We start from the raw sequence: 25,170 nt of genomic DNA, 5'->3' as shown, positions 1-25,170 counted from the left end.
CACCATGACTCAGAACACCAACCTCGCGGCCCTGTCGGCCGCCGGGGTCTCGGTGTGGCTCGACGATCTCTCGCGTGATCGCATCAAGTCCGGGAACCTCCAGGACCTGATCGATACCCGCAGTGTCGTCGGTGTCACCACGAACCCGACCATCTTCCAGGGCGCGCTGTCGCAGGGCCACGATTACGACGCTCAGGTGCGCGAGCTCGCCGCCCGCGGCGCCGATGTGGATTCCGCGATTCGCACCATCACCACCGATGACGTGCGCGCGGCCTGCGATATCTTCGCCGACGTGTTCGCGGCCTCGAACGGTAAGGACGGCCGCGTCTCCATCGAGGTCGATCCGCGCCTGGCGTTCGACACCGACGGCACGGTGGCGCAGGCCATCGAGCTGTGGAAGATCGTCGACCGGCCGAACCTGCTCATCAAGATTCCGGCGACCGAGGCCGGTATTCCGGCCATCACGCGGGTGATCTCCGAGGGCATCAGCGTGAATGTGACGCTGATCTTCTCGGTCGAGCGGTACCGCGCGGTCATGGGCGCGTACCTGGACGGTCTGACCAACGCGCTGACCGCCGGGCACGATCTGGCCAAGATCCATTCCGTCGCTTCGTTCTTCGTGTCCCGCGTGGACTCCGAGATCGACAAGCGCCTCGAGGCCATCGGCACCGAGGAGGCGCTGGCGCTGCGCGGTAAGGCCGGAATCGCCAACGCGCGCTTGGCCTATGCCGCCTACCAGGATGTCTTCGACGGTGGCGCACACACTTCGGTGTACGCGCGGCTGCGGGCCTCCGGTGGCGCGAACGCACAGCGGGCGCTGTGGGCCTCGACCGGTGTGAAGAACCCGGACTACCCGGACACCATGTACGTGACCGAGCTGGTGGGTCCGAACACGGTGAACACGCTGCCGGAGAAGACGCTGCAGGCCGCCGCCGATCATGCCGAGATCACCGGGGACACGCTGTCCGGCACCGGTCCGGCCGCACAGGAGATCTTCGATCAGGTCGCCGCCGCCGGCGTCAACCTGGACGAGGTATTCGGTGTGCTCGAGGTCGAGGGCGTCGACAAATTCGTGAAGTCCTGGGAGGAACTGCTGGTCGCCACGACCGAGCAGCTCCAGGTAGCCGGAGGAAACTGACGGTGACAGCCCGCGCGGCGACAACGGTCACGAAGGGGAACCCGCTCCGCGATGGGCGGGACAGCCGGGTTCCCCGCATCGCCGGACCGTGCAGCATGGTGATTTTCGGGGTGACCGGTGACCTGTCGCGGCGCAAACTGCTGCCGGCCATCTATGACCTGGCGAACCGGGGGCTGTTGCCCCCCGGTTTCGCCCTGGTCGGGTTCGCCCGGCGCGATTTCTCCGATGAGGAATTCGCGACCCTGGTGAAGGATTCGGTCAGCTCGTCGGCGCGCACACCCTTCCGCGAGGAAGTGTGGGAGCAGCTGCGCGAGGGATTGCGGTTCGTCCAAGGCACTTTCGAGGACGACGCCGCCTTCCATCGGCTGGCCACCACGCTCAAGGATCTCGATCGGGATCGCGGGACGGGCGGCAATCACGCCTTCTACCTGGCGATTCCGCCGACCGAGTTCCCGATTGTGCTGGATGGGCTCTCCAAGAACGGTCTGGCGCAACCGAATCCGGCGCAGACCGAACAGGCTCCGGCCTGGCGGCGCGTGGTGATCGAGAAGCCGTTCGGGCACGATCTGGAGAGTGCGCGCGATCTCAACGCGCTGGTCAATCGGGTGTTCCCGGAGTCGTCGGTCTTCCGCATCGACCACTACCTGGGCAAGGAGACGGTGCAGAATATTCTGGCGCTGCGCTTCGCGAACCAGCTGTGGGATCCGATCTGGAATGCCAATTACGTCGACCATGTGCAGATCACCATGGCCGAGGACATCGGATTGGGCGGGCGCGCAGGCTATTACGACGGTATCGGCGCGGCCCGCGATGTGATCCAGAACCATCTGCTGCAGCTGCTGGCGCTGACGGCGATGGAAGAGCCGGTGTCCTTCCAGCCCAAGCAATTGCAGATCGAGAAGATCAAGGTGCTCTCGGCGACGAAACTCGCTGAGCCGCTCGACGAGACGACCGCGCGCGGGCAGTACACCTCCGGGTGGCAGGGCAGTGAACCCGTGGTGGGGCTGTTGCAGGAGGAGGGTTTCGACCCGAATTCGCGCACCGAGACCTATGCGGCAATCACCCTGGCCGTGGAGACGCGGCGCTGGGCGGGGGTGCCGTTCTATCTGCGCACCGGAAAACGCCTGGGCCGCCGCGTCACCGAGATCGCGGTGGTGTTCAAGCGCGCACCGCATCTGCCGTTCGATCAGACCATGACCGAGGAGCTCGGGCAGAACGCCCTGGTGATTCGGGTGCAGCCGGATGAGGGCATCACCATGCGATTCGGGTCCAAGGTGCCCGGGTCCAGCATGGAGGTCCGTGATGTGAATATGGACTTCAGCTACGGCGAAGCCTTCACCGAGGACTCCCCCGAGGCGTACGAGCGGCTGATTCTCGATGTGCTGCTGGGTGTTCCGTCGCTCTTCCCGGTCAATGAGGAAGTCGAATTGTCCTGGAACATACTGGATCCCGTGCTCGACCATTGGGCGTCGACCGGGAAACCGGATCCGTACGAGGCCGGGACCTGGGGCCCGGAATCCGCTGACGAGATGCTCGCGCGCAGCGGGCGGGAATGGCGGCGACCGTGATCATCGATATGCCCGATACCGATACCCGCGAGGTGTCCAAGCGGCTGATTCAGCTGCGCGAGGCCAATGGCGTGGTCACCGTGGGGCGGGTGCTGACCCTGGTGGTGTGCACCCTGGACAGCTCCGAGGCCGAGGACGCGATCGATGCGGCCAATGACGCCTCGCGTGAACATCCTTGCCGGGTAATAGTTCTCGCACGCGGTGACCGCAATGCGGGCACGCGCTTGGACGCTCAGATCCGAGTCGGCGGGGATGCCGGTGCGGCCGAGGTGATCGTGCTGCGGTTGCAGGGTGATCTGGTGGCGCACGAGAGCAGTGTGGTGGTGCCGTTCCTGCTGCCCGACACCCCCGTGGTGGCGTGGTGGCCGCGCGGGGCCCCGGAGTTCCCGTCCAAGGATTCGGTGGGGCGCTTGGCGACTCGGCGCATCACCGATGCGACGTTCGCGGCGGATCCGCAGGAGACGATCAAGAAGCGTCGCGATTCGTACGCGACCGGCGATACCGATCTGGCGTGGAGCCGGATCACCTACTGGCGGGCGCTGCTGGCGGCGGCACTCGATGAAGCGCCGTTCGAAGCCGTTGAGTCCGTGACGATTTCGGGTCTGCGCGATGAGCCCGCGCTGGACATGCTCGCGGGTTGGCTGGCCGCCCGGCTGGATTGCCCGGTGGTGCGCAAGACCGGTGAGCTGAAGGTGGAGATGCGCCGATCCTCGGTGTCGATCTCCATCGCCCGCCCGCAACACGGGCGTACCGCCACCCTGACCCGCACCGGCGAACCCGATCAGCGATTCGCTTTGGCGCGCAGGGAAACTCGTGACTGCCTCGCCGAGGAACTGCGCCACCTCGACGCCGATGAGATCTACGCCGAGGCGCTGACCGGAATCGAGAAGGTGACCTATGAGTAAGCCCACCGTCGAAACCTTCAGCGGGCCCGACGAACTCGTTCAGGCTGCCGCCGCGCGTTTCGTGGTTCAGGTTGTCGAGGCGCAGCGCCTGCGCGGGTCCGCCTCGGTGATCCTCACCGGCGGCGGTACCGGTATCGGGCTGCTGGAATGGGTGCGCAAGGCTCCCGGTGACATCGACTGGTCGAAGCTCGACATCTTCTGGGGCGATGAGCGTTTCGTCCCCACCGGCGATCCCGAGCGCAATGACCTGCAGGCCCGCGAGGCGCTCCTGGACCATGTCCCCGTGGATCCGTCCCGCGTGCACCCCACCGAGACCTCGAGTGGCGACTACCCGGACATTCTCGAAGCCACCGGCGAGTACTCGGCCACCGTGCACGCGCACCTCGCCGAACACGGGGCCTTCGACCTCCACCTGCTCGGCATGGGCGGTGAGGGCCATATCAACTCGCTCTTCCCGCATACCGCCGCCACCCGCGAGGAGCACGATCTCGTTGTGGCGGAAACCCATTCGCCCAAGCCCCCGGCGGCCCGCATCACCCTGACGCTGCCTGCCATCCGCAAGTCCCGGCACGTCATGATCATCACCGCGGGTGAGGCCAAAGCCGCGGCGGTAGCCGCAGCCTTGAACGGCGCGTCCCCCCTGGACATCCCGGCGGCCGGTGCCATCGGCACCGAGTCCACCACCTGGCTGCTCGACGAAGCCGCCGCGGCGGATCTCCCCCGCTGACGGCAGCCGTCAACCGGTAGCCGGGTCGTCTTCGGACGAAGCGACTCCTGACAGTGGATGTCGATCGATAGCCCCGCGAAAGCCGAGTCCCCTTAGGGTGACTCGGCTTTCGCGTCGCGCCCCCTGTTCACACCCGAAATCCAGTACTCCAGGGTGATCCCTCAATGGGATATCGCCTGCCAGGGTGATGCCTGTGAGCCCCACCGGTATCAGCAACGCGAACCCCGGCCCCGCCCGCGTTCCGCGATCACCAACGGCCGCAAAGCTATGGTCCGCCCTGGGTATCTACATCCTCGCGACCCTCACCGCCTCAGTTGCTCTACTTGCGGCACAACCTCATTCGCGCATAGACCCCGCCGCCCTGTCCCTGGTCCAGTTCGCCCCCGCCCTGGGCGCACTGACAACCTGGCTCCTATTCAGAAAAACCATCACCGCCGCACTCCCCCCGGCGACCTCCTCCCGCCAACTGACCAAAAACCTACTGGCGGCAGTAACAGCCTGCACACTCTTCTACCTACTCATCACCGCAGCCGCCCTGCTCACGAACACCGCCCCGGTAGGCCCCGCCCCGGTAGGCGGCGTACCTTTCGCCATCTTCATCCCCCTCCAGCTGATCGGCGCATTCGGCGAGGAAACCGGCTGGCGCGGCCTCATGCAACCCCTCCTCGAATCCCGCCTGACCAAATTCGCGGCAATCCTGACCACCGGAACCACCTGGGCCCTATGGCACGTCCAAGCCTTCACCGCAGGCCCGCTAACCGCCCTCTGCTTCTTCACAGGCGTCCTCGCCTTCGCCACCATCCTCGGCTACCTCAGCACCGGCACCTTCAGCCAAAGAGTCCTGATCGCAGCAGTAGGCCACTGGCTCATCAACATCGCCTCCTGCCTCCTCGCGGGCGACAACACCCTCGACCACCCCCAAGTCATCTTCACCGCGGTCGCAGCCGCCATCACCGCCGCAGCCGTAACCACCTACCACTTCCACTCAACCCGCGCCCACCCCTAACCCACCCTCAGGACTCATACCCCAACGGATAGAACACCTTCCCAGCCTCAAACAACGCCGCCGCAGCCCGATACTCGCGATCATCTCCCCGCAACAACGGCAACACATCCTCCGCATGACACATCGGCAAATGCGCCGACCCCCGAAAATGAGCCTCCACCAACCGCACAATCAACTCCCCCGCCAACCGAGGCGGCTCCGCCCGCCCATCACCCACACCCATGCCACACAGCATCCCGCATAGGTCCGACACCAAACCTTGGCTGCCCGCAGTCTTCCCGCCCAAGCAAATGGGGGCGACCGAATGACAGTCATGTTCACTACCGTCGCAGTCCATGATGAAGAAGAGTTTGACCGTTCTTGCCTGTGCCGCAGCACTTTCCGCCGTCGGCGCGGGGTCGGCGTCCGCGCTGCCGTTGGGGTCCGCGGATGTTCCGGTGAATTTGGGTTCCGCGCAGGCGGTTACGGGGTCGGGAGGAGGGGCGCTGTCCGGGAGTGCACATTCGTTGGCTGGGCTGTTGGCCGGGAGTAGTGCGCCGTTCGTGAGCGGGAGTGCGCAGGATCTGGGGAATGCGCTGAACTGCTTGTTCCCGAGTCCGGTCACCCTTTGTGTGCGCGGCTGAAAGCTGGCAGCGTCGTCGGTTCACCGGATTCGTTTGTGTGCGTGCGAATCTCACCATCGAATAGCGGTGAGGTCGGGGCGACGTAGCCAGGGCACGGGCCATGGTGGGGCATCGGTAGATTCGGCAAGGCGCCGGCGTGTCGATTCGCGCGCGCACGCGCCACCCGCGTCTACAACGTCCAGCCAGCCGGCGGACCTACCCCGAGGATCGATCGCGGCGCATCTGGGCCGCGCATCGGTTCGGGACGCTGGATCTGCCACGCTCCTGATCCACTCGAAAGGAAACAGGTGCGCTGCGCACCCTAGATGGCTATAGTTTTATATAGTCAGATGGTTTCGAAGGGATGAGAGAGGCGAACATGACCGCGATTGAGGGTGCGAACGTATTGGTTACCGGCGGGCAGCGGGGGTTGGGGCGGGCGTTCGCGCGGGAGTTTTTGGAGCGGGGGGCGGCGAAGGTGTATGTGACCGCCAGGAAGCCGGAGGTTAGTGAGGATTCGCGGGTTGTGGCGGTGGAGTTGGAGGTTACCGATCCGGATTCGGTTGCGGCGGTGGCGGATCGGGCGGGGGATGTGGGGATTGTGGTGAATAATGCGGGGGTTTTGCGGTCGGGATCGCTGTTGCGCGGGGAGATGGGGGATGTGTTGGAGACGTTCGAGACGAACGTTTTCGGGCCGTTGCTGATTGCCAGGGCGTTCGCGCCGATACTCGCGGCGAACGGGGGTGGGGCGCTGGTGGATATTCATTCGGTGCTGTCGTGGAGTTCGGGGGCGGGAGCGTACGGGGCGTCGAAGGCGGCGCTGTGGTCGATCACCAATTCGCTGCGAATCGAGCTGGCGGGGCAGGGAACTCAGGTGCTGGGGGTGCATTTGGGGTTCGCCGATACCGACATGGTGAAGGCGATCAGTGCGCCGAAGATCAGTCCGGCGGAAGTGGCGGGGGCGGTGGCCGATGGGCTGGAGCAGGGTGCGGCGGAGGTGCTGGTGGATGAGTTCACCAGGAGCGTCAAGGCTTCGCTGACCGGGCCGGTCGAGGGCCTCGCATTGCCGTTCAGTCGCTGAAATTCCCCTTCGTTCAAAGGAATTCATCATGCCGCTGTGGCATATCCATCATCCCGCCGACACCTTCACGGCGGAAGACAAGCAGAGCTTCGCCAAGGACATCACCGACTATTACGCGCGGTTCGGGCTGCCGGAGTTCTACGCGGTGGTGCTGTTCCACGAGATCCCGGCCGACTCCTTCTACGTTGGCGGCCAAGCGATTCCGGCGGTGCGCATCACCATCGACCATCTGGCGCGCCAACTCGACGATCCCGAAATGCGCAAGCGAATGACCGAACGCCTGCACGCCCTGATCGCCCCGTACACCCAGGATCGCGGCCTGCACCTCGAATTCAACGTCACGGAAGTCCCGCGAGACACCTGGATGATCGCGGGCCAGTTCCCGCCGCTCCCCGGTACCGATATCGAGCGCGGCTGGGTCGAGGCGAATAAGCCACTTCCCTACTGAGCGGCGGGAGCCAGCAGCGCCAAGGCCAGGGTTTCCGCCACCCACCGTTCGGTATCGGTGGCAGACCAGCCGCGGTCGACCATGAGCGAGCGGTAGACGTCATAGGCGGTGAGCGCGTACATGATGTCCGCCGCACGCTCGGCGGTGAGATCGTGGCGCAGAGCGCCTTTGGCGGCCAGTTCGGGTGTGATGTGGGCGGGACCGTCATACCGGCCGCGTTCGGCGGTGGTCAGGAAGGCCCCCACCTCGGGATCCACCGCGGCGGTTACCCGCATGACATCGAGCAGCGACATGTACCGCTCGGAAACAGTCCGCATGTGCACGGCATAGAGGAACAACTGCCGGACCGGATCGGGCTCGGCGAAGAGCTCCCGAACCCATTTGCGCTCCGGCGGCGGCGTCGAGGACTCCTCATCGGGCCCGGCGACCAGCACCGCCGCAGTCTCGGCCAGCACCGCGACCTTCGTACCGAACGCCTGGTAAATGGTCTGCACGTGTACGCCCGCGGCATCGGCGATGGCTTGCAGCGTGGTTGCCGCGTACCCGCGCTCGGCGAACAGCGCGGCCGCGGCCTCGGCAATGCGACGACGCGTCTGAGCACGGCGACCGCCGCGAGCGGGAGCGGTTGACATGCCTACCATCCTATCTATAGTTCACTATATAGCGCACTATAGCTGAGGGAGGTTCGGCGATATGCGAGTGCTCTGTTCGACAACTCCGATGGAAGGCGTCTTCGCGCCCGTGGTCCCGCTGGCGCGAGCATTGCGCGCCCGCGGGCACAACATACTGGTGGCGACCGCACCGCAATTGATTCCCCGCGTCGAAGCGGCCGGATTACCGGCGGCGCAGGCGGGCCCGAACGCACCGGACGCCGCGGCGCAGGCGGTGACCCTGCCGGAGTTCAGCGCCGGGACGCAGCCGTGGCGCATCGGCGCGGTGATGTTCAGCCGCGTCATGGCACCGGCGAAACTGCCCGAATTACGCCAGATCGCACGGGGATTCGCCCCCGATCTGATCGTGCACGCACCGGTGGATCTGGCCGCACCGCTGTTGGCGGCCGAACTCGGCATCGCGTCGGTCACGTACGGCACCGGCCTGCTCCTCGAACCCGACTTGATCACCGCGATGGCGGAATGGGTTGCCCCGCTGTGGCATTCATCCGGTCTCGAACCCGATGAATACGCGGGCCTGTACCGGCACGGCTATATCGATCCGGTCCCCGCCAGCCTGCAATCCGATCTCGGCCCCGCACAGCGGATCGCAATGCCGATCCGCCCGGCGGTCCCGGGAAACGAAGATGACGAACTCCCGGACTGGGCAACCCGACTGGGCGATCGGCCGGTGGTCTACGTATCACTGGGCACCGTGCCGATCTTCAATCAGCCCGCGGCCTTCGGACCGCTACTGGAAGGACTCGCCCACCTCGACGCGGACATCATCGTGACTCTCGGCAGCGATACGGACCCCGCGGCGATCGGCCCGCAACCCGGCAATATTCATGTCGCGCAATGGTTGTCACTGTCCGCCCTGCTCCCCCGTTGCGACGCGGTGCTCTGCCACGCCGGCGCGGGCACCACCCTGGCCGCCCTCACGCACGGCATCCCCCTGCTGCTGTCCCCGCGCGGTGCGGACCAATTCCCCACGGCCGCCGCCGTCCGCCAGGCGGGCGCGGCGCGCGTGCTGCCGCCGGACCGCATCACCCCGGCCGCCGTTGCCGAGGGAGTTAGCCTGCTGCTTACCGGGGACGCGTATCGTAGTGCCGCCGAACGCATTCGCTCGGAGATTGCCCGTATGCCCGCACCGGCCGCGGCGGTCGATGAGCTACTGCACCGCTTCGCGCTCGACCCCCGAGCCGCGCCGTGAACGGAGATGCCCTGTGCCGTATACGAGCTACGTCGATGTCCTGCTCATTCTGACGCGCGGCAATGAGGTGCTGCTCGCGCGGCGGACGAATACCGGCTATTCGGACGGATTGTGGAATCTGCCGTCCGGCAAGCTGGAATCCGGTGAGGATCTGGAAGCCGGGATGATTCGCGAGGCGGCCGAGGAGATCGGTATAGGACTCCGCCGCAAGGACATTCGCATGGCGGCCACGGTGCACTATCTCCCGCCCGATGGGCAGGCCCGCGTCGGATTCTTCTTTCACGCCGATCGCTGGTCCGGTGAACCCTTCAATGCCGAACCGGACAAGTGCTCCGATCTGCGCTGGTTCGGGTTCGATGAGATTCCACCGGACACGGTCCCCTATACAAATGCCGGATTGGATCTGTTTCGGCGCGGTGAGCATTTCAGCGTGTCAGGCTGGACATCGACGGCCGATACAGCCGGGGACTCGAGTGAGATTGGCTGATATCGGCGTTCGAACAGCAGGGCGGTGGATCATGGCGGTATTCGTCGTTGGGCTCGGCGTTGCGCTTTTGCCGCGCGTCACTACGGACAAGCCGCCATTCGATCCGGATTCGATCCCCGGCACCCAGGTGGTGTGGGTGACCGCCCCTGCCGGTGAAGCGCGCGGAACCCTGGAGTTGTGGCAGCGAAATCGCCTGCGGGACTGGAAGCGCAGCTTTGCGACGCCCGCGTGGGTCGGGGCGGAGGGGATCTCCGAACTCGCCGCGGAGGGCCGGTCCTTCACTCCGAAGGGCACTTTCGCATTGACCGAGGGATTCGGCCGCATTCCGGATCCGGCGGCGCGGCTGCCCTACATCGCGATCGACCGATCCAATACCTGGTGGTGGGTCTCGGATGTGGAAAGTCCGCTGTACAACCGGAGCTTCCGCTGCGCCTCCCCGGACTGCCCGTTCGACACCTCGCTGAGTGAAAACCTGGGGCGCACGGAGCCGCAGTACAACCACGCGCTGGTCATCGATTACAACCGTTCTCCGGCGCTGCCCGGCGCGGGTTCGGCCTTCTTCGTACACGGTGACGTCGGCAGGCCGACGGCGGGTTGCGTGGCCGTCTCGGAGGATGTGGTGCGCACCCTGCTCGCCACCCTGCAACCGTCCCGGAAACCGGTGATCGGCCTGTACGCGAGTTGAAAAGCGCTCCGGCCCACAGTGACTCGGGCCGGAGCAACCGTCGTACGAATCAGACGCACATACCGTTCAGGTTCACGGCGTTGATGGTGGTCTGGCCGACCGCGGGACGCATATCCGACGAATCGTCGAAGTAGAACGCGCTCACCGTATGCGTGCCCTCGACACCCGGAACCCAGAAGATGCTGGCGGTGCCGTCGGTGACCGGCACCGTGCCCACCACATTGCCGCCCATATTCGGCAGGTGGCTGGTGAATTCGACGAACCCGTGCGATACCGGGGTGCCGTCCGCCATCTTCACCGAGGCCACCGCGGTCTGCCCGCAGCCGACCGAGGCCACCTTGACCGGCCCGATCGGCGCCCCCGACATGGAGACCGACAGGTTCGGCGTCGCCGCCGCGCCCGCCTGCGGTGCGATGACGGCCACCGTCACCGCCAGACATGCTGCCGCGACCGCCGTACCGGCTATGCCGCGCGAAACTTCCAATCCGCTCATCGTGCCCCGTCTTTCGGATTTCCGGACCAATCGTGGACAGATCATCGAACCGGAGGCAGGGTACCGGATTCGAGGGCGGTGACCCGGTAGGCGGGCCGATCAGACAAGGAAGGTCAGCGCGGATTCGGCCTCGTTCTCCAGCGCCTCGGTATGCGCGGCGATATTGAGGCAATCGCTCAGGGTCGCACCGGCGTCGAGTTTCGCGATGACACGGGATTCGGCCTGTTTCACCGCCGCCGCGGCGGCCAGCAGTCCGTCGAGCGCGGCCGGTTCGACCACCACGATGCCCTCCTGATCGGCGAGCACCATATCGCCGGGACTCACCGGCACGCCGCCGCAGGTGACCCGCACCTGGAGTTCACCGAGTTCGGTGGTGGAACCGGACATGGGCGTGATGAAGCGGCTGTAGATGGGCAGTTCGCATTCGCGGACATAGCCGATATCCCGGTACCCGCCGTCGACGATGATGCCGCCGAGCCCGCGCACCAGCGCACCGCGCGCGAAAAGCTCACCCGCGAGCGCGATTTCGCTACTGCCGCCGTCGACGATGACCACATCGCCGGGCGCGGCCGCCTCGATGGCACGCAATGCTCCGAAGAAGTCGTCCTGACAGCGAACGGTGAAGGCGGGTCCCAGGATTCCGATACCCGCCGAACGCGGTCGAATCGCACTGTCCATCACCCGTAATGACTTGTCGGCGTCACAGAGTGCGGTCGTATCGACGGATTGGAATGCGGCGGCATATCGGTCGGCGAGCATGAGCGACGCCTTTCGAGTCGAATGCTGGTGGATCCTTCGACCCTACCGACCAGCGCCCGGGCAATTAGGTGTGTCGCGGGAATCGGATGCGAGTGCGAGTGGGTTCGAGCTGTGCGCTACTCGCGTTTCGCACACTGACCAGTTCCAACGCCGTCGCGGAGATGATCGTGATCGGCGTGAGCACCTGTGCGGCGGATTATCCGAACGCGAACTACCGAGTGGTGTCGGCCCAGATATCGGGCGGCACGATATCGCGGGATCGGCCGTGCGAGTCCAGAATTCGGCCGAGCAGTTTCTCATGCCGCAGCGTCACAGTGCGTTCGGCGACGACCAGGCCGGGATGTGCGGTGGTGAGCTGGTTTTCGAAACGCGTCACCTCGGCGACCGAGTGCAATCCGGCCTGCAGAATGAGATTGTGGGTACCGCTCACGGCCGCGCAATTGCGGGTCTGCGGTAGCCGGATCAGGGCGTATCCGATCTCGGGCAGCGCGGCGGTGGGCGCGGTCGCCCGATAGGTGACCGCCACCGGCCAGCCGCCCAGCGGGCGCGCGAAATCGCAGCGGAACTTCAGCATGCCGAGCCGGGTGAGTTCATCGATGCGCCGCTTCACGGTGGCCCCGCTGGTGCCAAGGGCCGCGGCGACCGCGCGGTGCGAGGCCCGGCCGTCGAGCGAGAGCTGTCCCATCATGGCGCGGTCGACCTCGGTGATGCGGCGGTCGTGCGCGCGGGTGGCCGCGATGGCGGGTGTGCGCAGGCGCTGCCGCTGATCCGGGGCGAGGGCGTCGATGCGCCAGCTGCCGCCCTCGGCGAACCAGTGTGTGACGATCTGCGTGCGAATGGCGGCGATATGCGGGACGGCCGGGAGCAGGTCCAGGGTGTAGCGGGCCATCTGGTCGAAATCCCGGGTCGCGACGGTGGCGAAGATGCGATTGCTGCCACCGGCGCGCTCGAGGGTGAGCATATGCGGATGCCGGGCGAGCGCGGCCACCACGGTCGCGGTTTCCCCTGCGGCGCAATCGATATCGACGTACGCGGCGCAGACGTGATCGTAGAGCGACGGACCCGGTGACATGCACACCCAGGCTTCGCCGCGCTCGCCCAGCCGCTGCCAGCGCCGCGCCACGGTGACCGGATCGACGCCCAGCACTCCCCCGAGTTCGGTCCAGGAGGCACGCGGGCGCAGTTGCAGGGCGTGAATGAGCGCGAGGTCTTCCTCGCTCAAGCGTCTGGCATCATCCTGCATTCGAACCCGTCTTCCTGGCGACATCCTGCGAAATACCCGCCCGCATCGCTCAGTCTCGCACAATCGATACGACCCTCAATGCGGAGAGAGCTGGAGACTGCGGCATGGCATTCGGTGACTATCAGAACGAGATCTACTTCAACGGCCTGCGCGGCGTGGTGCCCGCGTTCCCGGTGAGCTTCGATGAGCTCGAGGCCCGCGCACAGGCCGCCATGCCGCCGTCGGTGTGGTCCTATGTCGCCGGCGGCGCGGGCAATGAGCGCACCCAGCGCGCCAATGTCACCGCCTTCGACCACTGGGGTCTTATCCCCCGCATGTTCGTCGGCGCGGCACAGCGCGATCTCTCGGTCGATCTGTTCGGAATGACGCTGCCCGCACCGGTTTTCATGGCTCCCATCGGTGTGATCGGCATCTGCGACCGGGACGGGCACGGCGATCTGGCCACCGCGCGCGCCGCCGCCCGCACCGGGGTGCCCATGGTGGCCTCCACGCTCATGGTCGATCCGCTCGAGGATGTCGCGGCCGAATTGGGTGACACCCCCGGGTTCTTCCAGCTCTACACCCCCACCGATCGCGATCTCGCGGCCAGCCTGGTGGAGCGCGCCGAACAGGCTGGTTACAAGGGCATCGTGGTCACCCTGGACACCTGGGTGACGGGCTGGCGGCCCCGCGACCTGGCCACCGGTAACTTCCCGCAGCTGCGCGGGCACTGCCTGGCGAACTACTTCAGCGATCCGGTCTTCCTGAAGAGTCTGGCGAAATCGCCCGCCGAGGATCCGCAGACGGCGATCCTGCGCTGGATCCAGGTCTTCGGGAATCCGCTCACCTGGGCCGATCTGCCGTGGCTGCGGTCGCTCACCAAACTGCCGCTGATCGTGAAGGGCATTTCGCATCCCGAGGACGCGCGGCGTGCCCGCGATGGCGGGGTGGACGGCATCTACTGCTCCAATCACGGTGGGCGGCAGGCCAATGGCGGTATTCCGGCCATCGATCTGCTGCCGGATGTGGTGGCGGCGGCCGAGGGCCTGCCGGTGCTGTTCGACTCCGGCATCCGATCGGGCGCGGACATCATCAAGGCGCTCGCGCTCGGGGCGACCGCGGTCGGCATCGGCCGCCCGTACGCCTACGGATTGGCGCTCGGCGGTGCGGACGGCATCGTGCATGTGCTGCGCACACTGCTCGCCGAGGCCGATCTCATCATGGCCGTGGACGGCTATCCGACCCTCGCGGATCTGACGCCGGAGGCGCTGCGCCGCGTGCTGTGAGGCGGGGGCGCGTCCTTGGTGGAGTGCACTAGGGAATGCGCGCGAGTGCGGCAATCGGCCGAAAAGTGTTGAAGCCGTGAGAATGCCGGTTGCGGGTGTCCTAAAGTCCGTGGCCACCACCACACGGTGGTGCTACTGCGAATCAGGAACACCTATGCAACTTCGCACTTTGCGCGCCTTCCTCTCCCTTTCCGCTGTCAGCTCGGCCATTGTTCTCGCACTACCGGGAACGGCCTTGGCGGCGGGCAGTATTCAATTCGCGGCGGCGGTCGACTCGCCCTCGGGTGGGTCGTTTCCATCCTGGGGGCCGGGGCCGTCGCCGATCGGAATGGTGGGGGCGGATTTCACCGGGGACGGGGTGCCCGATATCGTCGCCGCCGATTTCCAAGGGGACGGCCCGATTATCATGGCGGGCAAGGGCGATGGCACTTTCTCGCCCGGAAAACGTGTCGGTTCGGTGGGTATCGGATACGGCGCTATCGGGGCCGGCGATCTCAATGGCGATGGCAAGCCCGATGTGGTCGCACAGGCGTGGACACAGATCGTGGTTTTCCTCAATAATGGCGACGGCACCTTCAAGGTGGGCAAGAAGTACACCACCCTGGAGGGCGCACAGCAGGAGGTCATCGTCGCCGATGCCAACGGTGACGGGAAAGCCGATGTGCTGAGCCTGATTCCGACCGGCGTGCAGACCTGGCTGGGGCAGGGTGACGGGACCTTGAAGTCGGGTCCGTCCGCGATCATCGCCGGACCGGCGGCGGCGTTCACCACCGGAAAGTTCAACAGCGACAATAAGATCGACATTGCCGTGAACAATGATCTGCTGCAACAGGTGGAGGTGTTCACCGGTAATGGCGATGGCGGGTTCACCCGCCGCGGTGCCAGCACCAGCGGATTGATCACCGAGGATGTCCGGGCCGGTGATTTCAACGGTGACGGCATCGACGATGTGGTGACCGCGGATTCGTTCTCGTTCAGCACCACCGTGCTGATCTCCGATGGCCAGGGCGGTTTCAAGAAGACCAATCGGGTGAATCTGTCCGGCCTCGGCCCGACCAGTATCGCGGTCGCGGATTTCGATCACAATGGCACCCTCGACGCGGCGATGTCGGCGGTATTGAGTTCGAAGATCGTGGTATTCAACGGAAATGGTGACGGTACGCTCACCACCGCCAACAGCTATCCGGTGACCGGGCAGCCGCAGACGCCGGTGCTCGCCGATTTCAATCGCGACGGCAAACCCGATATCGCGGTCGCGGGTGCGGCCAACGCGGTGTCCTTCCTGGGCAATAACTCCTGATTCAGCCGAATGACCTCGCGGGTTCCTGGCGATCACGCCAGGCTCGCGGGGTCATTCCGTGTTCGCGGCGGAATCTGCGGGTGAAGTAGCCGGGATCGAAAACGCCTACCCGCCTGGCGATATCGTTGATGGGCAGATCTGATTCGGCGAGCAGTCGGCGCGCTTCGGTCATGCGGCGCTCGATGAGCCAGTCCTGCACCGTACGTCCGGTCCGGCGGCGCACCAGCGTGGTCAGGTAGGCGGGCGTCATACCCACCGATTTCGCCACATCGCGCAGTGAGATCTGTTCGGCGAAGCGCCGTTCGATCACATCGAACACCTCGGCCAGCAGGGTCTCATTGCTGCGGCGCAGATCGCCGACCACATCGACGGCCAGGCGGGCGACATCGACCAGCAGCAGGGTCAGGTGCGCCGCGGCGGCCTGCCGGAAACCCGTGCGGCGCGCGGCGAGTTCCTCCTCGATCGCGGCCAGCGTGTACTCCCACGACGGTTGTCGCTCCGGCGGCACCCGCAGCCGGAGCAGCCCGGTGGACATGCCGTGCAGGAACGGGAACAGCAGCGGATGCGCACGCCAGGCGGGCCAGGGCGCGCGGGTGTCGTCACCGAGCGCGGCGGGGTCGAAGAGGACGCCGACGGCGCTCTCCATCCGCATACCGGCCGCATCGATGACCGCGCCCGGTGCGACGACGTAGAGATCACCGGTTCGGAAGTCCGGATCGCCGTCGCCGGGTCCGGCGTCGATGTACATCAGTACCGGAAAGTCGTGAATGTGCGGGATGCCGTGCGCGGGTCGCATATCGCCGGTGAAGCGCATGACCGACAGCGGCGGGGCGTCCGGATCGGCGGCGTAGCGGTACACCGGCACACCCGCCTGATATCGGGTGGGGTGCATGCGCTGGGACATGAACCAAAGATAATCCTAGTTCTGCCGAGAATCACCCAATTACCGTGGCGTCCGGCCAGACAACATGGATGGCATGACGAAAAATACTCCTCTCTCGCAGGCCATGGGCAATCAGCACGACTACCTTCCCGCCGCGGGCCGGGACAGCATGCTGCCGTTCTACGACCTGCTGACCCGAGCGCTCGGCGCCGGCAGGGTGCACAGCGCACTACTGCGGCAGGCGAGTCTCACGCCCGGCGATCGCGTCCTCGAAATCGGCTGCGGCACCGGAAATCTCACCATCGCCGCCAAGAACGCCCAGCCCGGCGCGGAGATCGTCGGCACCGATCCGGATCCGCTGGCGCTGGCGCGCGCCGAGCGTAAAAGCAAAGGCCGCAATGGACTTCGCTATGAACGCGCCTACGGCCAGGCGCTCCCGTTCCCGGATGGCGGCTTCGACCATGTGCTGTCGGCCTTCATGCTGCATCACCTCGACCCCGAGGTGAAGGAGGCCACCGCCGCAGAGGTGTTCCGTGTACTGCGCCCGGGCGGGCAGCTGCATTTGGTCGATATCGGTGGAAACCTCACCGCCGCCGATGGATTCAGCGCCCGGCGCATGCTGAAGAACCCGCATGTGGCGGCCAACCTGGGCGACGGAATTCCCAGCCTGCTCCGCAAGGCCGGATTCGACTGCGAGGAGGTCGATTCCCGGGTCTACCCGCACGTCAGCCGCGTCACCTATTTCCGCGCGACTCGTCCGGCCTGATCCGCGACGTGGCGTCGTAGCGGCTCATCGGCGGTGAGTGGTTCACCACTTGAGCACGGGCAGCGGGGAAAACGGATGCGTGCGAAGGCGTTCCGCGCCGAGTTGCAGCAGGCGGCGATGGAATCCGGCATCCGGGAATTCCTCGGTCAGCGCGCGGTAGGCGGACCGGGAGACGCCGAAGCGGCCCAGCACCGCCATTTCCACATCGATGGCGTCGGCGCGGCGGAAGATCTCCACCGGATCATCGGCATCACCCGCGGAGCGGAGTTTGTGGTGCTGGTCGATCATCCGGGTGACCAGCGGTGTCAACTCGCTCTGGCCGTTGCCCTCGAGCCAGTGTCCGGCGAGTTCCTCCGAGGGCGCGAGGTAGTCGAAGGTGCCCGCGGTCCAGATACCGAGATCGTGGAATACGCCCGCCGCCAGGAACTCCGGGCGATCGCTCGGCGCGGGTCCCGGCCCCTTCGCGATCAGGTCGCTGAGCGAGATGACTCGCAGGACGTGGTTGGTGTAGGCGACTCGATCGGGACCCAGTTGTGCGGACCACGGTTCGAGGCGGCGATCGATTTCCTTGCGCAGCGCAGTGCTGTCCATACCTGGAGACGATAGAAGAATCGCCGGGCCGGGGGCCGATATCGGGGCGCGACGCGGCTGATTTCTCTTGGCACAGGACGGATTTCGCGGTCGATCGCGAACAGGTGGCCCGCCCGCGCACGGGCGGGCCACCTGCCGACGCTATGAGGTGACGGTCGCGGGCAGGCCGAGCGCCTGCAGGGTGTCGACCAGGAAAGCGTTCACCGCGTCCGGTCGCTCCAGCTGGACCAGATGGCCCGCGGCGGGCACCTCGATCACCGTGCGCAGATCGGGCACCCCCGCGCGCATGGTCGCCAGCGGATCGCGACCGCTGAAGCCCTCCATATCCGGATCCTTCTCGCCGTACAGGAAGAAGGCGGGCACCGAGACCTTGGCGTCCGCGAACGCCTCGGTGAGTTCCCAGTTGCGGTCCAGATTGCGGTACCAGTTCAGGCCGCCGGTGAATCCGGTGCGCTCGAAATCGGCTACGAGCGTGTCGAATTCCTCCTGCGAGAGCCACGACCAGGGCAGCGGCGGGGCCTCGGGCAGCACATCCAGATAGCCGAGGCCGGGCGGGTTCTTCCAGGTGTCCAGGTAGTGGTACTCGCCGCTGAGCGAGTAGTAGACCCGGGCCAGGAAGCCGCGCGTATCGGCCGCCAGTTCGGCATCGGCGATACCGGGGGTCTGGAAGTACGACAGGTGCAGGAAGTGCTTCTCGGCCGCCCGGGTCCAGAAGGCCGAGGGCGCGCGGTGCGGGCGCGGGCTGAACGGATTGTTCAGCACCGCCACCGCCGCGACCCGTTCGGGCGCGCGCAGCGACAGCTCCCACACCAGTTGCGCGCCGAAGTCCAGACCGACGAAGACGGCCTTGTCCGCGCCGATATCGTCGAGCAGGAAGAGCAGATCACCGATGACGGCCGCATTGGTGTACGACTCCAGCCCGGCGGGCGCGTCGGTGCGCCCGTACCCGCGCAGGTCCGGCGCGATCGCGCGATACCCGGCCGCGGCCACCGCTTCCAGCTGGTTGTGCCACATGAACCAGGTGTGCGGGAACCCGTGGCAGAAGATGACCGGATACCCCTGTCCCTGCTCCGCCACGTGCATACGGATCTCCCCGGTATCCACCGTCCGATGCGTCAGCTCCACTACCGCCTCCAATTTCTAGAACACGTTCTTATTTCAAGGTAGTGTCCAGAGGTCGTGAGCGAAATACCCAAGATTCTCGCCGGAACGGTCGCCGTGGTGACCGGAGCCAGCCGTGGCATCGGCAAGGGCATCGCCCTGGAGCTGGGCGCGGCCGGTGCGACCGTCTACGTCACCGGGCGCACCACCGTGCCCGGACATCTGCCCGGCACGGTGGCGGGCACCGCCGCCGAGATCGACGCGCTCGGCGGCGTCGGTGTGCCGGTGGTCTGCGATCACAAGGACGACGGGGCGGTGGAGAAGCTGTTCGCGCAGGTGCGCGATGAGCAGGGCCGCCTGGACGTGCTGGTGAACAATGTCTACAACTCCCCCGCCGCCGCGCGCTGGCTGGGCCGCAAATTCTGGGAGGTGCCCGCCAAGGCGTGGGATGAGACCTTCGATATCGGGGTGCGATCGCACTATGTGGCAAGCGTTTTCGCCGCACCGCTGCTGATCGAATCCGGCGGGTTGATCGTGAACGTGTCCTCGCCGGGCGCGGTGCGGTACATGCACAATGCCGTCTACGGCGCCGGCAAGACCGCGCTGGATCGGCTCACCGTCGATCTGGCGCACGATCTCGCCGATACCGGGGCGACGGCAGTCTCGCTGTGGCCGGGCATCGTGGATACCGAACTGCTGCAAATGGTTCCGGCCGATGCCGATGGCAATCGCATCGTCACGCTGCCCGGTGAGGGCAGCTTCGATCTCAATGACGCCGAATCGCCGCGCTTCCCAGGTCGCGCCGTCGCTGCATTGGCCGCGGATCCGAATCGCAAGGCGCGCGGCGGGAAAGCCTGGAAGGTCGCCGATCTCGCCGAGGCGTACGGCTTCACCGATATCGACGGCCGCGTACCGCGCGCGGACTAGTCACCCCCGAAAAACGTTCCCGGACAAGAGGAGTACAGCAAGTTATGCGTCGCGTTTTCGTCGTCGGTGTCAACATGACCCCGTTCGTCAAGATCGGGTCCCGCGAGTGGACCTACCCCGAAATGGTCGGTGAGGCCGTGCGCGGGGCACTCGGCGATGCGGGTGTCAGCTATGACCAGGTGCAGCGCGCCGCCGTCGGCTATGTGTTCCAGCCGTCCGCCGCCGGTCAGCGCGCGCTGTACGACGTGGGGCTGACCGGGATTCCGGTGGTGAACGTGAACAACAACTGCGCCACCGGATCCACCGCGCTGATGCTGGCGCGCGAATGGGTCGGCAGCGGGATCGTCGATGTTGCCCTGGCCGTCGGGTTCGAACAGATGACCAAGGAGGCCATGGCGGGTCCGGCGACCCGGCCCAAGGCCACCACCGTCGATCACCACCTGGGCGTGATGCGCGGGCAGTACGAATTCAGCCAGGCGCCGATCACCACGCAGTTCTTCGGCAATGCCGCCATCGAGCATATGAAGCAGTACGGCACCACGCCCGAGCAGTTGGCGGCGGTCGCGGTCAAGAATCATGAGCATTCGACGCGGAATCCGCTGGCGCAGTTCCAGGATGCGTACACCCTGGAGCAGGTGCTCACCGATAAGCCGGTGCACGGGCCGCTGACGCGTTCGCAGTGTTCGCCCATGTCCGATGGCGCGGCGGCCGCGGTGGTGGTCAGCGAGGAGTACGTGCGGGCGCACGGCCTCGAGGCGCAGGCCATCGAGATCCTGGCGCAGGAGCTCGCCACCGATGACGGGACCTCGTTCTCGACCGGGTCCATGATCGATGTGGTGGGTGCGCCCATGACCCGCGCGGCGGCCTCGAAGGTGTTCGCCACCGCGGGAATCGGCGTGAATGATGTCGATGTGATCGAGCTGCACGACTGCTTCACCATCAACGAGCTCATCACCTATGAGGCGCTCGGACTGTGCGGTGAGGGCGAGTCCGGCGCGTTGATCGAATCCGGCGCGACCACCTACGGCGGTACCTGGGTGGTGAATCCGTCGGGCGGGCTGATCTCCAAGGGGCATCCGCTCGGCGCGACCGGCCTGGCGCAGGCCACCGAATTGTCCTGGCATCTGCGCGGACTCGCGGGCGACCGGCAGGTGCCGGGTGCGCGCACCGCGCTCGCACACAACCTCGGCCTGGGCGGCGCGGTGGTTGTCACCCTGTACGCCGCCAACACCCTCTGATTCCCGGACGGAGTGAGATCCCTATGACTGCAATCGATCCCGACACCCTGCTGCGGCTGCCGGTGCACAATGGGCACGCCCTGGTGGCGGGGCTGCGGCGGCACAAGAACCGGCCGGTGCTCACGCTCGGTGACCATATCCTCACCGGCGGTGAGGTTCTGGACGCCGTGAGCCGGTATATCGCGGCGTTCGAGGAGTACGGCGTCGGCACCGGAACGCCCATCGGCGTGCTGGCATTGAACCGGCCCGAGGTGCTGTTCACCATCGGCGCGGGTCAGATCGTGGGACAGCGGCGCACCGCGCTGCATCCCATCGGCGGGCTCGACGATCACGCGTATGTGCTTGCCGACGCGGGGATTACGACGCTGATCCTGGATCCGGTGCCCGCGTTCGTGAAGCGTGCGCGGGAGCTGGTGGACCGCGTCGAGGGGCTGAATCGGGTGCTGACGCTCGGGCCCGTGCCCGAGGAGCTCGCCGATGTGGGCGTGGATCTGCTTGCGGCAGCGGACAAGTACGAGCCGCGGCCGGTCGAGGCCGTGGAACTGCTGCCCGATGATGTCATCTCCATCGCGTACACCGGTGGGACCACCGGTAAGCCCAAGGGTGTCATCGGCACCGCGCAGGCCATGGCCACCATGACGCAGATTCAGCTGTCGGAGTGGGAATGGCCGACGCGGCCGAAATTCCTTATCTGCACGCCTCTTTCGCATGCGGGTGCGGCGTTCTTCCTGCCCGTGGTGCTGCTCGGCGGGCAGTGCGTGGTCGTGCCGCGCTTCGAGCCCGGTGAGGTGCTCAAGGCCATCGAGGAGCACAAGATCAGCGCCACCATGCTGGTGCCGTCCATGCTCTACGCGCTGCTGGATCACCCCGATTCCAAGACCCGCGACCTGTCCTCGCTGGAGACGGTCTACTACGGCGCTGCCGCCATCGACCCGAATCGGTTGCAGGAAGCCATCGATCGCTTCGGCCCGATCTTCGCCCAGTACTTCGGCCAGTCCGAGGCCCCCATGGCGATCAGCTACCTCGGCAAGGAGGAGCACGACAAGGAACGCCTCACCTCCTGCGGCCGCCCCTCCACCGCCATCCGAGTCGCGTTGCTGGACAAGGAAGGCAACCAGGTCCCCCAGGGCGAAGTAGGCGAAATCTGCGTCTCCGGCCCACTGCTGGCCGGCGGCTACCTCAATCTCCCCGAGGTCACCGCCGAAACCTTCACCAACGGCTGGCTGCACACCGGCGACCTGGCCCGCCAAGACGAGGACGGCTTCCTCTTCATCGTCGGCCGCAGCAAGGACATGGTCGTCACCGGCGGCTTCAACGTCTTCCCCCGCGAAGTCGAAGACGTTGTCTCCGAACACCCCAAGGTCCTCAACGTGGCAGTCGTCGGCGTCCCCGACGCCTACTACGGCGAAGCCGTCACCGCCGTAATCGTCCTCGACCCGGCCACCGCCGCCGACCCCGCCGCGATCGAAACGGTCACCGCAGAAATCCAGGCCGCCGTGAAACAGCGCAAGGGCTCCGTCCAGGTCCCCAAGCACGTCATCATCATCGAGGAACTCCCCCTCACCGGCCTCGGCAAGCCCGACAAGAAAAACATCCGCATCCTCGCCGCCGAACGCCTCGGCCTGGCCTGATTCGCGCCATCCGCAATGCCCCGCCGGCCATCCAGGTATGGTCGGCGGGGCATTTTGTAATGCGCACTGTGCCAGCGGTTTTCAAGGAGTCGAAGATGAAGTCAGCAGGCGTCGCCGGATCTTTCGCGGCGGCGATGATCGTGGTTCTGTCCGGGTCAGGTATGGCGCAGGCGTATCCCAACCTATTCGAGGGGTTGCAAGACGGCGGCTGCGCATACCGGGAGAAGAACCCCGATACGGCGGGACCCGCCGCCTGCGATTCGACGGCAGCGCGATACAAGCTCATCGAACGGGTCGACCTGACACCGGATACCCAGGACCGAACCTGTGGTCCCGAGGCGACCCTTCAGTACCTGCATCGAACCGATGAGGGTTATCGGCTCACGCTGTACTGCTTCACCTACAACATGCCGGTGGACAGCTGCTGGGACTTCTCCGACAACCGCGACCCGCGCCGCGTCGATTGTGCCGCTCATCAACCCGGGAGCGAACGCATCACGCAGGTATTCGAAGGTGTCGTGGACGGGAAGCTGTGCGCCAGCCCCATCACGTACGACCGAATCCGGCGCACGATATGCGTCGTTCCCAACTGATCCGCGGCCAGGTATCGCAGTGGTCATCGACCCGGTAATCGAATTGCCCGCCGATCCGGTCGATCAGCGGGCAATGTAGCGAAAAGCGGTGTGGCGGTAGCTAGATCACGAGGCAGGAGCTGCCGCCGTTGAGGCCGGTGCCTACGGTGAGGGGGATGGATTTGGTGTCGCCGTTCTGGACGATCTGGAGGACGTGGGTGCCGGGGGTGGCGGGGGTCCAGTTGGCTACGTGGGTCTTCGGGGTGGGGCTGCCCTGGGTGGCGGCGAACCAGACGCCGTTGTCGTAGAAGTCCATGCCCGCGGTGGAGGTGCTGTTCGCGGTTACCGCGTAGGTGCAGCCGGTGCCGTAGCCGTTGCTGAGGCCACCGCCCGCGATGATGACCTGGGAACCGATCTCGGCTGACGCCTGTGGGGCGGCCAGGGCGAGGCCGGCGGCGGCCAGGGCGATGGTGACGGGCAGGGCGTTCCGAAGATTTCGCATCGAATACCGACTCCTCTAGTTGCGCTATTGGACCCGAACCATGTTGCCGGTCAAGCACTCCCGGCTGCATCGGTCATGTGCCCCAAATCTGGGAACCTACGCGATCGGACGGAAGTCGCGGTTTCCGATATGGGTCGGGCGGGGCGCGGGAGCCGCGAACGGTGCGGTGAGGGTGTTTTCGACGCTGTTGAAGACAATGAACAGGTTGGAGCGCGGGAATGGGGTGATGTTGTTGGAGGAGCCGTGCATGATGTTCGAATCGAACAGCAGGGCCGAACCCGCGCGGCCGGTGAACTGGGCGATGCCGTGTTTATTGGCCAGTTCGGTGATGTCGGCTTCCGATGGGACGCCGATCTCCTGCTCCCGCAAGGAGTTCCGGTAGTTGGCGTCGGGGGTCTCACCCTGGCAGGGCACGAACGTCCGGTGCGAGCCGGGCATTACCATCAGACTGCCGTTGAACGGATAATTGTCGGTGAGCGCGATGGACAGGCTCACCGCGCGGGGCGCGGGCATTCCGTCTTCGGCATGCCAGGTCTCGAAGTCGGAGTGCCAGTAGAACCCCGCACCGCGCAGGCCGGGCATGTAGTTGATGCGGCTCTGATGGATATAGACCTCCGAGCCGAGCACCTGCCGCGCCAAACCGGCGATTCGGCTCTCCCGCACCAGATTCGAGATAACGGCACTGAGCTTGTGCACCTCGAAAATGGAGCGGACCCGATTCGAACCCTTCTCGATGACGACACGCTCGTCGAGCATGAGTTCGGGATCGCGGGTCATGCGCCCGAGCTCGGCCGCCACATCGGCGACCTCCTCCCGCTCGAGCAGATCATCGAGGATCGCGAAGCCATCCGACTCGAAATTCGACAGCGCCGGAGTCCCGATCTCACCCCAGACGGTGGGATCGATGCGCTCCAGATGCGGTGCCGGTCCGGCGGTGCGGGTGGGGTATCGATCGATCAACGCGTGCGACGACATTCCTTGCGAACTCCCATCTTCGGCTAGTCGACGGCGACGAGCGGGTAGACACCATACTCGTCATGCACTTCCTTGCCGGTGACCGGCGGATTGAACACGCACAGCATGCGCATCCTGGTGCGGGTGCGCAGCCGATGCTTCTCATGGCCGTTGAGCAGGTACATCGAGCCCGGACCCAGGTCGTAGGTGACGCCGTTGTCGAGATCTTCCAGGGTTCCGTCGCCTTCGACGAGCCACACCGCCTCCACATGATTGCGGTAGTGGAATTCGTGCTCGGTCCCGGCTTCGATGGTGGTCTCGTGGAACGAGAAACCCACACCGTCACCGCCGAGCACGATGCGCTTGCTGCGCCAACCCGCTTCGGCCACATCACGATCGGTGCCGGTGATCTCCGAGGTGGTACGAACGATCATG

The 25,170-nt window shown here is 65.9% G+C and carries 27 protein-coding genes; 17 read left to right on the top strand and 10 right to left on the bottom strand.

Features of this window, described 5'->3' with window-relative positions:
* The first annotated feature begins 4 nt into the window (after positions 1 to 4).
* The 7 genes from tal to ACFC4D_RS09210 all read left to right on the top strand — a co-directional run bounded on the left by tal (position 5) and on the right by ACFC4D_RS09210 (position 7,475).
* The gene (gene tal, locus ACFC4D_RS09240; protein ID WP_376062340.1) at positions 5 to 1,138 is read left to right on the top strand and encodes a transaldolase; all 1,134 of its coding nucleotides are present in this window, start codon (positions 5 to 7) and stop codon (positions 1,136 to 1,138) included.
* A gap of 2 nt (positions 1,139 to 1,140) precedes the next feature.
* A complete protein-coding gene (gene zwf / locus ACFC4D_RS09235) occupies positions 1,141 to 2,706 on the top strand; it encodes a glucose-6-phosphate dehydrogenase (protein WP_375953264.1) in 1,566 nt (521 codons plus the stop codon).
* Positions 2,703 to 3,611, top strand: coding sequence for a glucose-6-phosphate dehydrogenase assembly protein OpcA (gene opcA, locus ACFC4D_RS09230; protein ID WP_364632848.1), 909 nt, complete (start codon positions 2,703 to 2,705; stop codon positions 3,609 to 3,611). Before zwf ends, opcA begins: the two co-directional genes overlap by 4 nt.
* A complete protein-coding gene (pgl, locus tag ACFC4D_RS09225; protein WP_364632668.1) occupies positions 3,604 to 4,338 on the top strand; it encodes a 6-phosphogluconolactonase in 735 nt (244 codons plus the stop codon). The genes opcA and pgl overlap by 8 nt, the downstream gene beginning before the upstream one ends.
* Before the next feature lie 193 nt (positions 4,339 to 4,531).
* The gene (locus ACFC4D_RS09220; protein WP_376062339.1) at positions 4,532 to 5,344 is read left to right on the top strand and encodes a CPBP family intramembrane glutamic endopeptidase; all 813 of its coding nucleotides are present in this window, start codon (positions 4,532 to 4,534) and stop codon (positions 5,342 to 5,344) included.
* 981 nt (positions 5,345 to 6,325) lie between these two features.
* Entirely contained in the window at positions 6,326 to 7,027 is a 702-nt protein-coding gene (locus ACFC4D_RS09215) for an SDR family oxidoreductase (protein WP_376062338.1), read from the top strand.
* A 28-nt stretch (positions 7,028 to 7,055) separates the two neighbouring features.
* A complete protein-coding gene (locus ACFC4D_RS09210) occupies positions 7,056 to 7,475 on the top strand; it encodes a tautomerase family protein (RefSeq protein ID WP_376062337.1) in 420 nt (139 codons plus the stop codon).
* Here ACFC4D_RS09210 and ACFC4D_RS09205 read toward each other — a convergent pair.
* Entirely contained in the window at positions 7,469 to 8,107 is a 639-nt protein-coding gene (locus ACFC4D_RS09205; RefSeq protein WP_376062336.1) for a TetR/AcrR family transcriptional regulator, read from the bottom strand. The two genes, ACFC4D_RS09210 and ACFC4D_RS09205, sit on opposite strands and share 7 nt — an antisense overlap.
* 61 nt (positions 8,108 to 8,168) lie before the next feature.
* Here ACFC4D_RS09205 and ACFC4D_RS09200 point away from each other — a divergent pair, with 61 nt between their 5' ends.
* Genes ACFC4D_RS09200 through ACFC4D_RS09190 form a run of 3 tightly spaced genes read left to right on the top strand, consistent with a single transcriptional unit; the run spans position 8,169 to position 10,510 of the window.
* Positions 8,169 to 9,338 carry a glycosyltransferase gene (locus tag ACFC4D_RS09200; protein WP_376062335.1) on the top strand — a complete coding sequence of 390 codons (1,170 nt, stop codon included), beginning with the start codon at positions 8,169 to 8,171 and terminating at the stop codon, positions 9,336 to 9,338.
* 13 nt (positions 9,339 to 9,351) lie between these two features.
* A complete protein-coding gene (locus ACFC4D_RS09195) occupies positions 9,352 to 9,825 on the top strand; it encodes an NUDIX domain-containing protein (RefSeq protein WP_376062334.1) in 474 nt (157 codons plus the stop codon).
* A gap of 31 nt (positions 9,826 to 9,856) precedes the next feature.
* Positions 9,857 to 10,510 carry a L,D-transpeptidase gene (locus ACFC4D_RS09190; protein ID WP_376062333.1) on the top strand — a complete coding sequence of 218 codons (654 nt, stop codon included), beginning with the start codon at positions 9,857 to 9,859 and terminating at the stop codon, positions 10,508 to 10,510.
* A gap of 49 nt (positions 10,511 to 10,559) precedes the next feature.
* On the opposite strand, the gene ACFC4D_RS09185 is transcribed toward ACFC4D_RS09190, so the two are convergent.
* From ACFC4D_RS09185 to ACFC4D_RS09175, 3 genes are all read right to left on the bottom strand, one after another.
* A complete protein-coding gene (locus ACFC4D_RS09185; RefSeq protein WP_364632650.1) occupies positions 10,560 to 11,003 on the bottom strand; it encodes a hypothetical protein in 444 nt (147 codons plus the stop codon).
* Positions 11,004 to 11,102: 99 nt separating this feature from the next.
* Complete coding sequence (locus ACFC4D_RS09180; protein WP_375953281.1) at positions 11,103 to 11,762, bottom strand: RraA family protein; 660 nt, start codon at positions 11,760 to 11,762, stop codon at positions 11,103 to 11,105.
* Positions 11,763 to 11,973: 211 nt separating this feature from the next.
* Complete coding sequence (locus ACFC4D_RS09175) at positions 11,974 to 12,984, bottom strand: Lrp/AsnC family transcriptional regulator (protein WP_376062332.1); 1,011 nt, start codon at positions 12,982 to 12,984, stop codon at positions 11,974 to 11,976.
* Between the two features lie 125 nt (positions 12,985 to 13,109).
* Here ACFC4D_RS09175 and ACFC4D_RS09170 point away from each other — a divergent pair, with 125 nt between their 5' ends.
* Both ACFC4D_RS09170 and ACFC4D_RS09165 read left to right on the top strand, forming a co-directional pair.
* On the top strand, positions 13,110 to 14,270 hold the full coding sequence (locus ACFC4D_RS09170) for an alpha-hydroxy-acid oxidizing protein (protein WP_376062331.1): 1,161 nt from the start codon (positions 13,110 to 13,112) through the stop codon (positions 14,268 to 14,270).
* Between the two features lie 154 nt (positions 14,271 to 14,424).
* Positions 14,425 to 15,570, top strand: coding sequence for an FG-GAP repeat domain-containing protein (locus ACFC4D_RS09165; RefSeq protein WP_376062330.1), 1,146 nt, complete (start codon positions 14,425 to 14,427; stop codon positions 15,568 to 15,570).
* Between the two features lies 1 nt (position 15,571).
* Here the strand turns inward: ACFC4D_RS09165 and ACFC4D_RS09160 are convergent, their stop codons facing one another.
* Positions 15,572 to 16,474, bottom strand: coding sequence for a helix-turn-helix transcriptional regulator (locus tag ACFC4D_RS09160; RefSeq protein ID WP_376062329.1), 903 nt, complete (start codon positions 16,472 to 16,474; stop codon positions 15,572 to 15,574).
* A gap of 64 nt (positions 16,475 to 16,538) precedes the next feature.
* Between ACFC4D_RS09160 and ACFC4D_RS09155 the strand changes: the two genes are divergently transcribed.
* Positions 16,539 to 17,219: a methyltransferase domain-containing protein gene (locus tag ACFC4D_RS09155; RefSeq protein ID WP_376062328.1), complete on the top strand. Its 681-nt coding sequence runs from the start codon at positions 16,539 to 16,541 to the stop codon at positions 17,217 to 17,219.
* 42 nt (positions 17,220 to 17,261) lie between these two features.
* Here the strand turns inward: ACFC4D_RS09155 and ACFC4D_RS09150 are convergent, their stop codons facing one another.
* Together ACFC4D_RS09150 and ACFC4D_RS09145 are read right to left on the bottom strand one after the other, a co-directional pair.
* Entirely contained in the window at positions 17,262 to 17,810 is a 549-nt protein-coding gene (locus ACFC4D_RS09150) for a hypothetical protein (protein WP_376062327.1), read from the bottom strand.
* Between the two features lie 141 nt (positions 17,811 to 17,951).
* A complete protein-coding gene (locus ACFC4D_RS09145) occupies positions 17,952 to 18,935 on the bottom strand; it encodes an alpha/beta fold hydrolase (protein WP_376062326.1) in 984 nt (327 codons plus the stop codon).
* Positions 18,936 to 18,989: 54 nt separating this feature from the next.
* Between ACFC4D_RS09145 and ACFC4D_RS09140 the strand changes: the two genes are divergently transcribed.
* The 4 genes from ACFC4D_RS09140 to ACFC4D_RS09125 all read left to right on the top strand — a co-directional run bounded on the left by ACFC4D_RS09140 (position 18,990) and on the right by ACFC4D_RS09125 (position 23,300).
* Positions 18,990 to 19,838 carry an SDR family NAD(P)-dependent oxidoreductase gene (locus ACFC4D_RS09140; protein WP_376062325.1) on the top strand — a complete coding sequence of 283 codons (849 nt, stop codon included), beginning with the start codon at positions 18,990 to 18,992 and terminating at the stop codon, positions 19,836 to 19,838.
* A gap of 44 nt (positions 19,839 to 19,882) precedes the next feature.
* Positions 19,883 to 21,076, top strand: a complete 1,194-nt coding sequence (locus ACFC4D_RS09135) for a beta-ketoacyl synthase N-terminal-like domain-containing protein (protein WP_376062324.1) — start codon at positions 19,883 to 19,885, stop codon at positions 21,074 to 21,076.
* 23 nt (positions 21,077 to 21,099) lie between these two features.
* Positions 21,100 to 22,707 carry a fatty-acid--CoA ligase FadD8 gene (gene fadD8 / locus ACFC4D_RS09130; protein WP_376062323.1) on the top strand — a complete coding sequence of 536 codons (1,608 nt, stop codon included), beginning with the start codon at positions 21,100 to 21,102 and terminating at the stop codon, positions 22,705 to 22,707.
* A 95-nt stretch (positions 22,708 to 22,802) separates the two neighbouring features.
* On the top strand, positions 22,803 to 23,300 hold the full coding sequence (locus tag ACFC4D_RS09125) for a hypothetical protein (protein WP_376062322.1): 498 nt from the start codon (positions 22,803 to 22,805) through the stop codon (positions 23,298 to 23,300).
* Between the two features lie 100 nt (positions 23,301 to 23,400).
* Here the strand turns inward: ACFC4D_RS09125 and ACFC4D_RS09120 are convergent, their stop codons facing one another.
* The 3 genes from ACFC4D_RS09120 to ACFC4D_RS09110 form a co-directional block, all read right to left on the bottom strand.
* Entirely contained in the window at positions 23,401 to 23,781 is a 381-nt protein-coding gene (locus tag ACFC4D_RS09120) for a hypothetical protein (RefSeq protein ID WP_375953303.1), read from the bottom strand.
* 96 nt (positions 23,782 to 23,877) lie between these two features.
* On the bottom strand, positions 23,878 to 24,756 hold the full coding sequence (thpD, locus tag ACFC4D_RS09115) for an ectoine hydroxylase (RefSeq protein ID WP_376062321.1): 879 nt from the start codon (positions 24,754 to 24,756) through the stop codon (positions 23,878 to 23,880).
* A gap of 23 nt (positions 24,757 to 24,779) precedes the next feature.
* Positions 24,780 to 25,169, bottom strand: coding sequence for an ectoine synthase (locus tag ACFC4D_RS09110; protein ID WP_376062320.1), 390 nt, complete (start codon positions 25,167 to 25,169; stop codon positions 24,780 to 24,782).
* Position 25,170: the final 1 nt, after the last annotated feature.

The sequence above is a fragment of the Nocardia sp. NPDC056000 genome (genome assembly GCF_042269265.1).
In the GTDB taxonomy this organism is placed as follows: Bacteria; Actinomycetota; Actinomycetes; order Mycobacteriales; family Mycobacteriaceae; genus Nocardia.
Note: the sequence above shows the minus strand (reverse complement) of the source record. Positions and strands in the feature narration are given on the sequence as shown.

Excerpts from the sequence above, each read along its gene's own strand:
- tal (WP_376062340.1), top strand. The coding sequence starts at position 5 with ATGACTCAGAACACCAACCTCGCGGCCCTGTCGGCCGCCGGGGTCTCG.
- pgl (WP_364632668.1), top strand. The coding sequence starts at position 3,604 with ATGAGTAAGCCCACCGTCGAAACCTTCAGCGGGCCCGACGAACTCGTT.
- ACFC4D_RS09215 (WP_376062338.1), top strand. The coding sequence starts at position 6,326 with ATGACCGCGATTGAGGGTGCGAACGTATTGGTTACCGGCGGGCAGCGG.
- ACFC4D_RS09210 (WP_376062337.1), top strand. The coding sequence starts at position 7,056 with ATGCCGCTGTGGCATATCCATCATCCCGCCGACACCTTCACGGCGGAA.
- ACFC4D_RS09205 (WP_376062336.1), bottom strand. The coding sequence starts at position 8,107 with ATGTCAACCGCTCCCGCTCGCGGCGGTCGCCGTGCTCAGACGCGTCGT.
- ACFC4D_RS09200 (WP_376062335.1), top strand. The coding sequence starts at position 8,169 with ATGCGAGTGCTCTGTTCGACAACTCCGATGGAAGGCGTCTTCGCGCCC.
- ACFC4D_RS09190 (WP_376062333.1), top strand. The coding sequence starts at position 9,857 with ATGGCGGTATTCGTCGTTGGGCTCGGCGTTGCGCTTTTGCCGCGCGTC.
- ACFC4D_RS09185 (WP_364632650.1), bottom strand. The coding sequence starts at position 11,003 with ATGAGCGGATTGGAAGTTTCGCGCGGCATAGCCGGTACGGCGGTCGCG.
- ACFC4D_RS09180 (WP_375953281.1), bottom strand. The coding sequence starts at position 11,762 with ATGCTCGCCGACCGATATGCCGCCGCATTCCAATCCGTCGATACGACC.
- ACFC4D_RS09170 (WP_376062331.1), top strand. The coding sequence starts at position 13,110 with ATGGCATTCGGTGACTATCAGAACGAGATCTACTTCAACGGCCTGCGC.
- ACFC4D_RS09165 (WP_376062330.1), top strand. The coding sequence starts at position 14,425 with ATGCAACTTCGCACTTTGCGCGCCTTCCTCTCCCTTTCCGCTGTCAGC.
- ACFC4D_RS09160 (WP_376062329.1), bottom strand. The coding sequence starts at position 16,474 with ATGTCCCAGCGCATGCACCCCACCCGATATCAGGCGGGTGTGCCGGTG.
- ACFC4D_RS09155 (WP_376062328.1), top strand. The coding sequence starts at position 16,539 with ATGGATGGCATGACGAAAAATACTCCTCTCTCGCAGGCCATGGGCAAT.
- ACFC4D_RS09150 (WP_376062327.1), bottom strand. The coding sequence starts at position 17,810 with ATGGACAGCACTGCGCTGCGCAAGGAAATCGATCGCCGCCTCGAACCG.
- ACFC4D_RS09135 (WP_376062324.1), top strand. The coding sequence starts at position 19,883 with ATGCGTCGCGTTTTCGTCGTCGGTGTCAACATGACCCCGTTCGTCAAG.
- fadD8 (WP_376062323.1), top strand. The coding sequence starts at position 21,100 with ATGACTGCAATCGATCCCGACACCCTGCTGCGGCTGCCGGTGCACAAT.
- ACFC4D_RS09125 (WP_376062322.1), top strand. The coding sequence starts at position 22,803 with ATGAAGTCAGCAGGCGTCGCCGGATCTTTCGCGGCGGCGATGATCGTG.
- ACFC4D_RS09120 (WP_375953303.1), bottom strand. The coding sequence starts at position 23,781 with ATGCGAAATCTTCGGAACGCCCTGCCCGTCACCATCGCCCTGGCCGCC.
- thpD (WP_376062321.1), bottom strand. The coding sequence starts at position 24,756 with ATGTCGTCGCACGCGTTGATCGATCGATACCCCACCCGCACCGCCGGA.
- ACFC4D_RS09110 (WP_376062320.1), bottom strand. The coding sequence starts at position 25,169 with ATGATCGTTCGTACCACCTCGGAGATCACCGGCACCGATCGTGATGTG.